Source organism: Streptomyces sp. NBC_01210 (assembly GCF_036010325.1).
Classification (GTDB): Bacteria; Actinomycetota; Actinomycetes; order Streptomycetales; family Streptomycetaceae; genus Streptomyces.
The window spans coordinates 5,017,466-5,030,992 of sequence record NZ_CP108549.1 but is presented as its reverse complement, the minus strand read 5'-3'; the positions used below and the strand labels follow the sequence as shown (position 1 = coordinate 5,030,992).

At 68.7% G+C, this 13,527-nt stretch carries 12 protein-coding genes; 4 read left to right on the top strand and 8 right to left on the bottom strand.

Annotated elements, in window-relative coordinates:
• Positions 1–326: 326 nt before the first annotated feature.
• Positions 327–590, bottom strand: a complete 264-nt coding sequence (locus tag OG735_RS22830) for a hypothetical protein (RefSeq protein ID WP_327325028.1) — start codon at positions 588–590, stop codon at positions 327–329.
• Between the two features lie 135 nt (positions 591–725).
• Here OG735_RS22830 and OG735_RS22825 point away from each other — a divergent pair, with 135 nt between their 5' ends.
• Positions 726–1,925 carry a pyridoxal phosphate-dependent aminotransferase gene (locus tag OG735_RS22825; RefSeq protein WP_327325027.1) on the top strand — a complete coding sequence of 400 codons (1,200 nt, stop codon included), beginning with the start codon at positions 726–728 and terminating at the stop codon, positions 1,923–1,925.
• Positions 1,926–1,942: 17 nt separating this feature from the next.
• Positions 1,943–3,250: a glycosyltransferase family 39 protein gene (locus tag OG735_RS22820; RefSeq protein WP_327325026.1), complete on the top strand. Its 1,308-nt coding sequence runs from the start codon at positions 1,943–1,945 to the stop codon at positions 3,248–3,250.
• A 21-nt stretch (positions 3,251–3,271) separates the two neighbouring features.
• Here the strand turns inward: OG735_RS22820 and OG735_RS22815 are convergent, their stop codons facing one another.
• Complete coding sequence (locus OG735_RS22815) at positions 3,272–3,823, bottom strand: YbjN domain-containing protein (RefSeq protein WP_327325025.1); 552 nt, start codon at positions 3,821–3,823, stop codon at positions 3,272–3,274.
• 140 nt (positions 3,824–3,963) lie between these two features.
• Positions 3,964–6,549 (bottom strand): ATP-dependent chaperone ClpB, encoded by a 2,586-nt coding sequence (gene clpB, locus OG735_RS22810; RefSeq protein ID WP_327325024.1) that lies wholly within the window; start codon positions 6,547–6,549, stop codon positions 3,964–3,966.
• A 141-nt stretch (positions 6,550–6,690) separates the two neighbouring features.
• Here clpB and OG735_RS22805 point away from each other — a divergent pair, with 141 nt between their 5' ends.
• Positions 6,691–7,098, top strand: coding sequence for a pyridoxamine 5'-phosphate oxidase family protein (locus OG735_RS22805; protein ID WP_327325023.1), 408 nt, complete (start codon positions 6,691–6,693; stop codon positions 7,096–7,098).
• Positions 7,099–7,258: 160 nt separating this feature from the next.
• On the opposite strand, the gene OG735_RS22800 is transcribed toward OG735_RS22805, so the two are convergent.
• Positions 7,259–7,576, bottom strand: a complete 318-nt coding sequence (locus OG735_RS22800) for a (2Fe-2S)-binding protein (RefSeq protein WP_327325022.1) — start codon at positions 7,574–7,576, stop codon at positions 7,259–7,261.
• Positions 7,577–8,010: 434 nt separating this feature from the next.
• Between OG735_RS22800 and OG735_RS22795 the strand changes: the two genes are divergently transcribed.
• Positions 8,011–8,994, top strand: a complete 984-nt coding sequence (locus tag OG735_RS22795) for a helix-turn-helix transcriptional regulator (RefSeq protein ID WP_327325021.1) — start codon at positions 8,011–8,013, stop codon at positions 8,992–8,994.
• Positions 8,995–9,161: 167 nt separating this feature from the next.
• On the opposite strand, the gene OG735_RS22790 is transcribed toward OG735_RS22795, so the two are convergent.
• From OG735_RS22790 to dnaK, 4 genes are read right to left on the bottom strand one after another with little or no spacing between them, the layout of a single operon-like run.
• Complete coding sequence (locus OG735_RS22790; protein WP_327325020.1) at positions 9,162–9,623, bottom strand: heat shock protein transcriptional repressor HspR; 462 nt, start codon at positions 9,621–9,623, stop codon at positions 9,162–9,164.
• Positions 9,624–9,627: 4 nt separating this feature from the next.
• Positions 9,628–10,815, bottom strand: coding sequence for a molecular chaperone DnaJ (gene dnaJ, locus OG735_RS22785; RefSeq protein WP_327325019.1), 1,188 nt, complete (start codon positions 10,813–10,815; stop codon positions 9,628–9,630).
• A 30-nt stretch (positions 10,816–10,845) separates the two neighbouring features.
• Positions 10,846–11,487, bottom strand: a complete 642-nt coding sequence (gene grpE / locus OG735_RS22780; RefSeq protein WP_327325018.1) for a nucleotide exchange factor GrpE — start codon at positions 11,485–11,487, stop codon at positions 10,846–10,848.
• Positions 11,484–13,340: a molecular chaperone DnaK gene (gene dnaK, locus OG735_RS22775; protein WP_327325017.1), complete on the bottom strand. Its 1,857-nt coding sequence runs from the start codon at positions 13,338–13,340 to the stop codon at positions 11,484–11,486. Before dnaK ends, grpE begins: the two co-directional genes overlap by 4 nt.
• Between the last annotated feature and the right edge of the window lie 187 nt (positions 13,341–13,527).

Genomic DNA, 13,527 nt, shown 5'->3' with positions numbered 1-13,527 from the left:
GCCCCGGAGGGGGGAAGGTCAAGAAAGCGGGGAACGCCTGCTCGGGTCCACATGAGGAACGAGGGGCTGGATGGTTCCTACAGGTTCCAACAGCGAGGGAATCATGAACTACGCGGCACCCACAGCGCTTTTACCCAACTTGGTTGGGTTTCCATCCCCTCGGGGGCCTTACAGTTCAACTGTTCAACAGAAAAGGGCCGCCAGGGTCGACAACGGTGAGCCGTGGAGCGAGCCGCGCGGCGGCCGACGGAGCAGCCAACAAGGAGGCACCCGGCGGTAGTTCACCCGCCGGGTGCCTTCAGTGGTCGCGGACCGGCTGCCCCGTGTCAGCTGCCTCCGCCACCGCATCCGCCCCCGCCACCGCAGGACGAGGAGCCACCCCCGCAGGACGAAGAGCCGCCGCAGGACGAGGAGCCGCCGCAGGACGCGCCGCCGCCGCCCGCCCACCAGCTGCCACCGCTGCCCCCGGCCCCGCTGCGCCGACGGCTCTTGACCGTCCTGACCTTGTTGTTCTTCTTCGCGTGTGCCCTGCTGGCCATGATCACAGCGAAGACGAATACGGCCATCAGAATCCCGAAGAAAGCTGCCATTGCTCTCACCGTCCTTCCATTCCCCCGAAGCGAGCCCCCCGCGTCTTTGCGTGACCGCTTCTTGTGTGAGAGGGGGATGCCCCCGGCTCCGAAGACCCAAAGCAGACTTGAGCAACTCCAGAGCTTGGGCACAGGATGTCGACCATGACTGGACGCGAACCCGGACCACGACCGCTGCTCAACCGCCGGCTGGCGGAATTCGGCACGACGATCTTCGCGGAGATGTCGGCGCTGGCCGTACGGACCGGGTCGATCAACCTCGGCCAGGGCTTCCCCGACACGGACGGCCCCGAGGAGATCAGGGAGGCGGCGGTACGGGCGCTGCGCGACGGCCGTGGCAACCAGTACCCGCCGGGTCCCGGGGTCCCCGAGCTGCGCACCGCGATCACCGACCACCAGCAGCGGCGGTACGGCCTGTCGTACGACCCCGACACGGAGGTCCTGGTCACGGCGGGGGCGACGGAGGCGATCGCGGCGGCGCTGCTCGCGCTGGTGGAGCCGGGCGACGAGGTCATCGCGCTGGAGCCTTACTACGACTCGTACGCCGCGTGCATCGCGCTGGCGGGCGGGACGCGGGTACCGGTGACGCTGCGGCCGCGGGACGGCTCGTACCACCTCGACCTGGACGAACTGCGGGACGCGATCACCGACCGGACCCGGCTGATCCTGCTCAACACGCCGCACAATCCGACCGGCACGGTGCTCACGCGCGAGGAGCTGGCGTCGATCGCCGCACTCGCCGTCGAGCGTGATCTGCTCGTCGTCACCGACGAGGTGTACGAGCATCTCGCCTTCGACGGCGAGCACGTCCCGATCGTTTCCTTCCCCGGGATGCGCGAGCGCACGGTGACCATCTCCTCGGCCGGCAAGACGTTCTCGTTCACCGGCTGGAAGGTCGGCTGGCTGACGGCGTCGCCCGAGCTGGTCACGGCGGTCCGGTCGGCGAAGCAGTTCCTGACGTACGTGTCGGCGGGGCCGTTCCAGTACGCGGTGGCCGAGGCGCTACGGCTGCCGGACACGTACTTCGAGGACCTGCGGGACGGTCTGCGGGCCAAGCGGGATCTGCTGAGCGCGGGTCTGGTGGATGCCGGCTTCGAGGTCTACCGCCCGGCGGGCACGTACTTCGTCACCACCGACATCCGGTCCCTGGGCGAGAACGACGGCTTCGCCTTCTGCCGGGCGCTGCCGGAACGGTGCGGGGTCGTCGCCATCCCGAACGCGGTCTTCTACGACCACCGCGACCAGGGCGCGCCGTTCGTCCGATTCGCGTTCTGCAAGCGTGAGTCGGTGCTCCAGGAGGCCGTGACCCGCCTGAAGGGGCTCAGTAACGGCTGAACCGCCCGCTGTCACGAGTGACACGCACACCTTCAGCCGACCGGGTAAGAACCAGCACCATCTGCTGCGCAGCGCTCGCGCGTGCGCCTTGGGCGGCACAAGGTCGGGTTGACCGACCCCCTGCGCGCGCCCGGAGGTGCACCCTGTCCGCCGACACTTTCGACAGCGCAGCGGCGGCGGCTGCCAGGCCCGCTCCCCGCTGGCGCACCGCGCTGCTGAGGGCAGCCCCCGCGCTGGGGCTGTTCGCGGCGGCGCGGCTGGCCGGGCTGCTGGTGATGGCGGGCTGGGCCTGGCACATCGGGCGCTCGCCCCGGATGCTCGTGGCCCGTGCCTGGGACTCCGACTGGTACATGCTGATCGCCGAGCACGGCTACGGCCGCGTCCTGCGCTGGCCGGACGGCTCGGTCCAGAGCGATCTGGCGTTCTTCCCGCTCTACCCGGGGCTGCTGCGCGGGGTGACAACCCTGCTGCCGGTGACCAGCGGCACTGCCGGGCTGCTGCTCTCCTGGTCCGCGGCCGCGGCGGCCGCCTGGGGCATCTACGCGGTCGTCGAGCGGCTGAGCGGGCGGCGCATCGCGACCGCGGTGGTCCTGCTCTGGGGCCTGCTGCCGCACTCGATCGTGCTCTCCATGGCGTACACGGAGCCGGTGCTCACCGCGTTCGCCGCCTGGTCGCTGTACGCGCTGCTCACCCGCCGCTGGGTGTGGGCGGGCACGCTCGCGACACTCGCCGGGCTCTCCCGGCCCAACGGGATCGCGGTGGCCGCGGCGGTGCTCGCGGTGGCGGCGTACGAGGTGTCCAAGGCGTACCGGCGGGGCGAGCGCCCGGGGTGGCGGATCTGGACGGGCGCGGCCGTGGCCCCGCTCGGCTGGTGCGGCTATGTGCTCTTCGTCGGCTTCCGTAAGGGCGACCCGCTGGACGGGTACTTCGCCGTGCAGCGCGGCTGGAACTCGCGCTTCGACTTCGGGATCGGAGCGCTGAAGGTGGTGCGCGACATCGTGCTGCGCCCGGCGATGTTCCCACCCGTGGTGGCGCTGCTGATCGTCGCGGCGGCGGTGGTCCTGTTCGTGCTGTTCGCTCTGGAGCGGCCGCCGTTGGCGGTGTTCGTCTACACCATCGTGCTGGTGCTGATCACGGTCGGCGGCTCCGGCTTCTTCGAGTCCAAGCCGCGCTTTCTGCTGCCGGCCTTTCCGCTGCTGCTGCCGGTGGCCCGCGTCATGACGAAAGCCCGGCCGAGTGCGGCGGTCGTGGTGACCGTCGCGCTGGCCGGGCTGTCGTTCGCCTACGGGACGTATCTGGTGACACTGTCCCCGCTGGCGCCGTAGCCGGTGCTGCCGGGGGGCCGCTCAGGCCTCGTCGTCGGCGGGCTTCTCGTCGGCGGACTGCTCGTCCGACGGCTCCAGGCCGAGCTGCTCCACGAGCCACTTGTCGAACTCGATCGAGGCCCGGACCCAGCTGACCGTCGACGACACGAAGTGCTCCAGGCTGACGCCCATGCCGATCAGCATCTGCGTCTCGCCGATGAGGCGGACCGTGCTGGGTGCGTCCTCGTCCTCGTCGTGGATATGCGTGTAGACCTTCGGCCACAGGGTGCGGCGGTTCCAGTCGTCGATCGCGTCGAGGAGCTTGGGCTTCTCCTCAAGGGCGTGCGGACGGTCGTAGAAGGTCCGCACCGAGAAGACCTGCTGGTCTTCCTCGCCGCGGAACATGAAGTACGTGCGGAATTCCTCCCACGGCGCGGCGAGGTCGCCCTCGTCGTCGACGACGTACTTGAGCTCCATCTGATCGAGGAGCTGCTTGACCAGGTCCTGATCGGGAACGACGGGGCCCGCCGGTCCTGCGGCCTGCGGCTGGGGCTGGCCCCCGAAATTAGGAATCGAGGACGGATCGATGGTCACCGTGTATTTCCCTTCGTACGGTTCCCGCCATCCTCTCCCATGTCCGGCGGGGCATGGCAACCCCCGACTCACCCGATCCGATGCAGTCTGACATTTCCGGCCGGAGCCATTCGCCTCGGCAAGACGGCCCCCGCACCGCCTCAGCCCGCCTTGCCCACGATCAGGCCGTCCTCGAAACGGTCCACCCGTACCGTGTCGCCGTCCGCGACCTCACCCGCGAGGATCTCCTTCGCGAGGCGGTCGCCGATCGCCGTCTGCACCAGACGGCGCAGCGGGCGCGCCCCGTACGCCGGGTCGTTGCCCTCGTCGGCCAGCCACTCCAGCGCCGCCGGGGTGACCTCCAGCGAGAGCCTGCGCTCGGCGAGGCGCTGCGCGAGGCGGTCGATCTGGAGCTTCGCGATGTGCGCGAGCTCGTCGCGGGACAGTGCCGAGAAGACCACCAGATCGTCCAGCCGGTTCAGGAACTCCGGCTTGAAGGTCGCCCGGACCACCTCCAGGACCTGCTCCCGCTTCTCCTCCTCCGAGGTGAGCGGCTCGACCAGGTACTGGCTGCCGAGGTTCGACGTCAGGACCAGGATCGTGTTGCGGAAATCCACCGTCCGGCCCTGCCCGTCCGTCAGCCGGCCGTCGTCGAGGACCTGGAGCAGGATGTCGAAGACCTCGGGATGCGCCTTCTCCACCTCGTCGAGCAGCACGACGGAGTACGGACGCCGCCGCACCGCCTCGGTGAGCTGGCCGCCCTCCTCGTAGCCGACGTACCCGGGAGGAGCGCCGACCAGCCGGGCCACGGAGTGCTTCTCCCCGTACTCGCTCATGTCGATGCGGACCATGGCCCGCTCGTCGTCGAAGAGGAAGTCGGCGAGGGCCTTCGCCAGCTCGGTCTTGCCGACACCGGTCGGGCCGAGGAAGAGGAACGAGCCGGTCGGCCGGTCGGGGTCGGCGATCCCGGCCCGGGTGCGCCGGACCGCGTCGGACACCGCCCGCACCGCCTCGGTCTGGCCGATCAGCCGCCTTCCCAGCTCCTGCTCCATGCGCAGCAGCTTCTGCGTCTCGCCCTCGAGCAGCCGCCCGGCCGGGATCCCGGTCCAGGAGCCGACCACGTCCGCGATGTCGTCCGGGCCGACCTCCTCCTTGACCATGGTGTCCTTGGCCGCTTCCTTCTCGGCCTCCGCCGCCTCCTCCAACTCCCGTTCCAGGCCCGGGATCTCCCCGTACAGCAGCTTGGACGCGGTGTCGAAGTCGCCGTCGCGCTGGGCCCGCTCGGCCTGGCCGCGCAGTTCGTCGAGCTTCTCCTTCAGCGCACCCACGCGGTTGAGGCCCTCCTTCTCCTTCTCCCAGCGCGCGGTGAGGCCGCGCAGCTCCTCCTCCTTGTCGGCGAGGTCGCGGCGCAGCTTCTCCAGGCGCTGCATGGAGCCCGGATCGGTCTCGTTCTTGAGGGCGAGCTCCTCCATCTTCAACCGGTCGACCGAGCGCTGGAGTTCATCGATCTCGACAGGCGACGAGTCGATCTCCATACGGAGCCGGGAGGCGGCTTCGTCGACAAGGTCGATGGCCTTGTCCGGCAGGAAGCGCGAGGTGATGTACCGGTCCGAGAGCGTCGCGGCGGCGACCAGAGCCGAGTCCGCGATCTGCACCTTGTGGTGTGCCTCGTACCGGCCCTTGAGCCCGCGCAGGATCGCGATCGTGTCCTCCACGGACGGCTCGGCGACCATCACCTGCTGGAACCGCCGCTCCAGCGCGGGGTCCTTCTCGATCCGCTCGCGGTACTCGTCGAGCGTCGTCGCGCCGACCATGCGCAGCTCGCCGCGCGCCAGCATCGGCTTCAGCATGTTGCCCGCATCCATGGACGAGTCGCCGCCCGCGCCGGCGCCCACGACGGTGTGCAGCTCGTCGATGAAGGTGATGATCTGGCCGTCGCTCTCCTTGATCTCGGAGAGGACGGTCTTCAGCCGCTCCTCGAACTCACCGCGGTACTTCGCACCCGCGACCATCGCGCTGAGGTCGAGCGAGACCAGCCGCTTGTTCCTGAGCGACTCGGGCACGTCGCCCTTCACGATCCGCTGGGCGAGGCCCTCGACGACCGCGGTCTTCCCGACGCCGGGCTCACCGATGAGGACGGGGTTGTTCTTCGTACGCCGCGACAGCACCTGCACCACGCGACGGATCTCCTGGTCCCGGCCGATGACCGGGTCGAGCTTGCCCTCGCGGGCCGCGGCGGTGAAGTCCGTACCGAACTTCTCCAGCGCCTTGTACTGCCCCTCAGGGTCGGGGGTGGTCACCCGGCGCCCTCCCCTTACCGTCTCGAACGCGGCCAGCAGCTTCTTCGCCGTGGCCCCCTGCTGGTCCAGCACCTCCCCGGTCTGCCCGCCCTTGGCGGCGATTCCGATGAGGAGATGCTCGGTGGAGATGTAGTCGTCCCCGAGTTCCTTGGCCCGCTGCGCTGCGTCGGCGATGACGGCGAGCAGCTCGCGGTTGGGCTGCGGCGGCGCGACGGTGGACCCGGTGACGCTGGGCTGCGCGGCCAGCAGACGCTCCGCCCCGGACCGTACGGCGGCCTGGTCGGCCTCGACCGCGGCCAGCAGATCGGTGATGTTCTCGTTGTCCTGGCCCGCGAGCAGCGCGAGCAGCAGATGCGTGGGGGTCAGATCGGGATGCCCCTCGGACACGGCCCGAGTGGTGGCGGCGTTGATCGCATCCCGGCTCTTGTTGGTCAGCTCGGCGTCCACTGCGGCCTCTCCTCCTCGCTGTAGGGACTCTTCCCTCAACACTGACTCATTCAACCTGCACTAAGTTGAGTCTACTTCACTCAAGTATGGGCGGGCCAGGACATGCCGACGCGAACCATTGCCGCCACTACCCTGCAGACCATGGCCATCGACGTACGCAACCCCGGTCCCGAGTACCTCGCGTTCTGGCGTGAATACCATCTGTGCACACTCACGACACAGCGTCCGGACGGCAGCCCGCACGTCGTGCCGGTGGGCGTGACGTACGACCCCGAGGCGGGGCTCGCCCGCATCATCACCAACAAGAGCAGCAGGAAGGTGGCCAACATCCTGGCCGCGGACCGGCAGGGCGGGGCGCGCGTGGCCGTCTGTCAGGTCCACAGGGGGCGCTGGGCGACGCTGGAGGGGCGGGCGACCGTACGCACGGAGCCGGAGCTCATCGAGGACGCGGTACGGCGCTACGCGGAGCGCTACGAGCGGATGCCGGCGCCCAACCCGGACCGGGTGCTCATCGAAATCGCCCTGGACCGGGCGCTGGGGCGCGGCTGACGGACGCGGCTGAGGGACGCGGCTGCCGTCGGCCGTCCCGCTTCCGCACGGGAGAAGCCCCGTACGGGAAAAGCACAGCGGCGCCATCGTGTTTCAGGTCCACGATGGCGCCGCTGTGTGGGGGAAGCACCTGAGCGATTTAAAACGACGGGGGAACCGCTCAGGCACTGCGGGGGGTGGCGGTGGTGTCGGGCTCGACCAGCTGGTGATCCCGCTGGTCAAGATTGACGAAAATCATGCCGTACCGGATGGCACAGCGGACGGGCTGCGGAGCCCCACGGGGCCTGCGAAGGCACCGATACGCGCGGACGTCCTCATCCTCCTCGCGCGCCACGACGATCGGCTCCCCGAAGAGGGTGACCATCAACGAGTCGCCACGGTGGGGGATTGCCGTGACGAGGTCGATGAAATGCCACCCCGATCGGTAGGCCGTAGCCATTTCACGCCGGAAGACCCGGTCGTCCGGTGGAACGGTCATGCGTCCGTGCGGGCCGGAGCGACACCCCAGGAAGGCTCACCAGGAGTGCCCGCGGCAGCCGCCGGTGCTACACCCCAGGAAGGCTCACCAGGGGTAAGCGCCGCATCTGCTGCGACGAAACCCCAGGAGGGCTCACCGGGCGTTGCTGCCACAGCGTCCGCGGGAACGAAGCCCCACGAAGGTTCGCCGGGGGTTGCCGTCACAGCGCCGGCGGGAGAGCTACCCCAGGAGGGCTCGCCGGAAGCCACCGCACCGAGCGCGGCCGCCGCTATGGCAAGAGCACAAAGAGCACGAAGCGTCCTAGACATGGGTGATCTCCACCTCTTTTGATCATTCCTCCTCCCCCGCGCATAAGACGATGTCTCACTCCGAACGCTTGCACCAGCGACGGCAGGCATCATGTTCCTGTAATGCAGGAGCCTGAGGGGGTGCACATGTCATCGAAGGGGGGCGAAACGGGACACCCTCACGCAGACGGCGAGCTGTGCGAGGCGGGGAAGAATCTGTACATCACCGCTCTGCGGACCGGGCGAATAGCCCGGTCAGAGGCGGAGCCCACACCCTGTCTCTTCGATCTCGCCCTACTGCATCCGGATCCCGACGACGCTCAATGGCTCCGTCCGGTTCCGCCGACCACTGCGCTGACACAGCTGATACACCCCATCGAGCGGGAGATCCAAGAGCGCCGACGTCGAACTGTCGCTCTGACCGATGCTCTTGAGCCATTCATGGCGTTCAGTGCTCAGAACTCCACCGTCCCACAAGGGATCACCGTCCTCGAGGGTCTCAACCGCATCAACACAACCCTTGACCAGGTCACCGCAGAGTGTTCGGAGGAGCTTCTCACGGTGCAGCCCGGCAGCGGGCGACAGCCGCACATCCTGGAGAAGGCGCTGCGACGCGTGGAGCCGCTGATCGACCGCGGTGTACGGATGCGGACGCTCTACCAGCACACGGCCCGCCACCACCCGGCCACCCTGGCCTACATGGAGCAGGTCGGCCCGTCCGGCGTGGAGGTGCGCACGCTCGAGGAGATCATCGACCGGCTGATCATTGTCGACCGGAAAGTGGCGTTCATACCGGCAAGTAGCGACAGGCTCTCGGCACTTGAGCTACGGCACAAGGGAATCGTCGAGTATCTCGTCGGCGTCTTCGAGCAGTTCTGGCTGCACGGCATCCCGTGGGAGGAGCAGGTCTCCTACGGCCCCCCGCTCGACGGCATCACAGGCGTCCAGCGCTCGATCGCCAAGCTGCTGGTCGAGGGCCATGTGGACGAGGCCATCGCCCGGCGGCTCGGCATGAACGTCCGTACCTGCCGTGCCCATATCGCCAAGCTGGGCTCCTCGCTGGGCAGCGGCAGCCGGACCCAACTCGGCTATCTCATCGCACAGTCGGGGATCCTGGAGCACGAAGGCTGAGGCCCACGGCGGGGCGGCCGGCGAGAACGGCGGGATCCGTATGCCGCGGGGGACCTGGGAGAACATGAGAAGGGACGTAAGAAGCTGGCGTCCCCACTCATGTTTCACACGGCTGAGGGGCCGGAGAGCGACTCGCTCTCCGGCCCCTCAGCCGTACAACTCCGGTCCTACTCGGGACGCTTGGGCCGCCAGACCACCAGCGCGCTCGCCTGCTGCACATCCTGGTACGGCACCAGATCGCGCCGGTAGGAGGCATGCACCTGCGCCTCGCGCTGCTGCATCGCCGCCGCCGCGCCGTCCACGGCCGCCGACAGCTCGACAATCCGCTGCTGGAGCGCCGCGACCTGGTTCTCCAGTTCGATGATGCGCTTGATTCCGGCCAGGTTGATGCCCTCGTCCTGCGACAACTGCTGGACGGTGCGAAGCAGTTCGATATCGCGGGCGGAGTAACGCCGACCCCGGCCCGGCGTACGGTCCGGTGAGACCAGACCCAGCCGGTCGTACTGTCGCAGGGTCTGCGGATGCAGGCCCGAGAGCTGCGCGGCCACCGAGATCACGTACACCGGCGACTCGTCGGTCAGTTCGTAAGCCCTGCTGACAGCTGAATACTGTCGGCGACGTCCGTCCATTGCGTCATGCTCCCTTCGCGGCCTGGAACAGCTCGGCCCGCGGGTCCTCCTCCGCGGTGGCTTCGCGGTAGGCCTCCAGCGCTTCCTTCGCCTTGTCGCTCAGCTCCTTGGGTACCGCGACCTCAACGGTGACCAACAGGTCGCCGCGGGTGCCGTCCTTGCGGACCGCACCCTTGCCGCGGGCCCGCATCGTACGGCCGTTGGGCGTCCCGGCGGGCAGTTTCAGCGTGACCGGGGGACCGCCGAGGGTCGGTACCTTCACCTCGCCGCCGAGCGCCGCCTCCGTGTAGGTGACGGGCACGGTGATGGTGAGGTTGTCGCCCTTGCGGCCGAAGACGGAGTGGGCACCGACGTGCACGACGACGTACAGGTCGCCGGCCGGGCCGCCTCGTTCGCCAGGCGCGCCCTTGCCGCGCAGCCGGATCCGCTGGCCGTCGGAGACGCCCGCGGGGATACGGACCTGCATGGTGCGCGAGGAGCGGGCGCGCCCGCTGCCCTTGCAGACCTCGCAGGGGTCCTGCGCGATCAGGCCGCGGCCCTTGCAGTCCACGCACGGGTCGGTGAGCGAGAAGGAGCCGCTGCCGCCGCGCGAGACCTGGCCGGTGCCGACACAGGTCGGGCACACCCGAGGCGTACCGTTTCTGTCGCCGGTGCCCGAACACGCCTTGCACGCCGCCGAACTGGACATCCGCAGCGGGACCGTGGCCCCGTCGACCGCCTCGGTAAAGCTGAGCGTCACCTCGGACTCGATGTCCTGGCCACGGCGCGGCTGGGTACGCGTACCCGCGGCACCGCCGGCGCCGCGGTTGAACAGGCCGCCGAACACATCGCCGAGACCGCCGCCGAAGCCTCCGGCGCCACCCTGCGTCCCGCCCTGGGTGCCTCCGAAGAGGTCGCCCAGGTCGAAGTTGAAGGTGCCGCCGGGGCCGCCGGGACCTGGCCTGAAGCCACCGTTGCCGAAGAGGGCGCGCGCCTCGTCGTACTCCTTGCGCCGCTTGGGGTCGCCGAGGATGTCGTTGGCCTCGGAGATCTCCTTGAAGCGCTCCTCGGCCTTGGCGTCGCCCTTGTTGGCGTCCGGGTGGAACTCGCGGGCGAGCTTCCGGTACGCCTTCTTGATCTCGGCCTCGGTGGCGTCCTTCGGGACGCCGAGAACCTTGTAGTAGTCCTTCTCGACGAAGTCCTTCGTGCTCATCGACGTCCCTCCTCTCGGCCTGTCATTGCGTCAGCCCTCTTCCGGGCCACCGCTCTCCTCGTCGGTTGCCGTCTCGTCCTTCGGCGCCGCGCCCGGCTGGGGCTCGGCCACCGCGACCCGCGCGGGGCGGATGGTCCGCTCGCCGATGCGATACCCCGGCTGCAGGACCGCGACGCACGTGGTCTCTGTGACATCCGGTGCGTACGAGTGCATCAGGGCCTCGTGGATCGTCGGGTCGAAGGGTTCGCCCTCCTTGCCGAACTGCTGCAGGCCCATCTTGGCGGCGGCCGTCTCAAGAGATTCGGCAACCGACTTGAACCCGCCCACCAGCTCCCCGTGATCACGGGCGCGGCCGATGTCGTCGAGTACGGGCAGGAGCTCGGTCAGGAGGGTCGCCGTGGCGATCTCCTTGACCGTGATCCTGTCGCGCTCCACGCGACGGCGGTAGTTCTGGTACTCGGCCTGGAGCCGCTGGAGGTCTGCCGTGCGCTCGTTGAGCGCCGTGCGGACCTGGTCCAGCTGTGCTGTCAGGCCGACGATCATTGCTGCGTCCCCTGCCGGGGCCGCCGGGCCCTCCTTCTCGGAGGACTCGGCGGATTCGGCGGCGTCGTCAGGTGTGGCGCCGGAGGGGACGTCGGGCTTCTCGTCGAAGCCCGGAGTCTCCTCCGTCACGCGGCACCACCCTTCGCGTCCTTCTCGTCATCCACGATCTCGGCGTCGACGACATCGTCCTCAGCCTTGGCCTGCTCGCCGGCGGGGGCGTCGGCACCGGCAGCGGCACCGCCCTCGGGCGTGGCGTTGGCGTACATCGCCTGGCCGAGCTTCTGGCTGACCGCGGCGACCTTCTCGGTGGCGGTACGGATCTCGGCCGTGTCCTCGCCCTTGAGCTTCTCCTTCAGCTCGGAGAGCGCGGTCTCGACCTCGGTCTTCACATCGCCGGGAACCTTGTCCTCGTTGTCCTTGAGGAACTTCTCGGTCTGGTAGACGAGCTGCTCGCCCTGGTTACGGCTCTCGGCGGCCTCGCGGCGACGGTGGTCCTCGTCCGCGTACTGCTCGGCCTCCTGGCGCATCCGGTCGACCTCGTCCTTCGGCAGCGAGGAGCCGCCGGTGACGGTCATCTTCTGCTCCTTGCCCGTGCCCAGGTCCTTCGCGGTCACGTGCATGATGCCGTTGGCGTCGATGTCGAAGGCGACCTCGATCTGCGGGACCCCGCGCGGGGCCGGCGGCAGACCGGTCAGCTCGAACATCCCGAGCTTCTTGTTGTACGCCGCGATCTCGCGCTCGCCCTGGTAGACCTGGATCTGCACGGACGGCTGGTTGTCCTCGGCCGTCGTGAAGATCTCGGACCGCTTGGTCGGGATCGTGGTGTTGCGCTCGATGAGCTTGGTCATGATGCCGCCCTTGGTCTCGATACCGAGGGACAGCGGGGTCACGTCGAGGAGCAGGACGTCCTTGACCTCACCCTTGAGGACACCGGCCTGGAGCGCGGCGCCGATGGCGACGACCTCGTCCGGGTTGACGCCCTTGTTGGCGTCCTGGCCGCCGGTGAGCTCCTTGACGAGCTCGGCGACGGCGGGCATCCGGGTCGAGCCGCCGACCAGGACCACGTGGTCGATCTCGGACAGCTGGATGCCGGCGTCCTTGATGACGTTGTGGAACGGGGTCTTGCAGCGCTCGAGCAGGTCCGCGGTGAGCTGCTGGAACTGAGCCCGGGTGAGCTTCTCGTCCAGGTGCAGCGGGCCCTCGGCGGAGGCCGTGATGTACGGCAGGTTGATGTTCGTCTCGGTCGAGGACGACAGCTCGATCTTCGCCTTCTCCGCGGCCTCGCGGAGACGCTGGAGAGCCATCTTGTCCTTGGACAGGTCGACGCCGTGACCGTTGGCGAACTGCTTCACCAGGTAGTCGACGACGCGCTGGTCCCAGTCGTCACCACCGAGGTGGTTGTCACCGTTGGTGGCCTTCACCTCGACGACGCCGTCACCGATCTCCAGCAGCGAGACGTCGAAGGTGCCGCCACCGAGGTCGAAGACCAGAATCGTCTGGTCGTCCTTGTCGAGGCCGTAGGCCAGGGCTGCCGCCGTCGGCTCGTTGACGATACGCAGGACGTTCAGGCCCGCGATCTCACCGGCCTCCTTGGTCGCCTGACGCTCGGAGTCGTTGAAGTACGCCGGTACGGTGATGACCGCGTCGGTGACCTTCTCGCCGAGGTAGGACTCCGCGTCGCGCTTCAGCTTCTGCAGGATGAAGGCGCTCATCTGCTGCGGGTTGAAGTGCTTCCCGTCGAGCTCGATCTTCCAGTCGGTGCCCATGTGGCGCTTGACCGACCGGATGGTCCTGTCGACGTTGGTGACCGCCTGACGCTTCGCAACCTCGCCGACCAGCACCTCACCGTTCTTCGCGAAGGCGACGACGGACGGCGTGGTCCTGGCACCCTCGGCGTTGGTGATGACGGTGGGCTCTCCGCCCTCCAGAACGCTGACGACGGAGTTAGTCGTGCCCAGGTCGATGCCGACCGCACGTGCCATTTCGATTCCTCCAGCTGACTTGAGTGGATCTGGCTCAAGGATGCATGACCGGGTCGATCGAGTCAACAGACCTGAGTCGGCCCCACTCAACTTTTATCCGGCCCTTACGAGCACCCTTGCCGGCCCTTGCGGCCAAGTCCTGGGCTCACCCTGCACCCAGGGGTCCGTGCGGGGGTCCGCGCGCGTG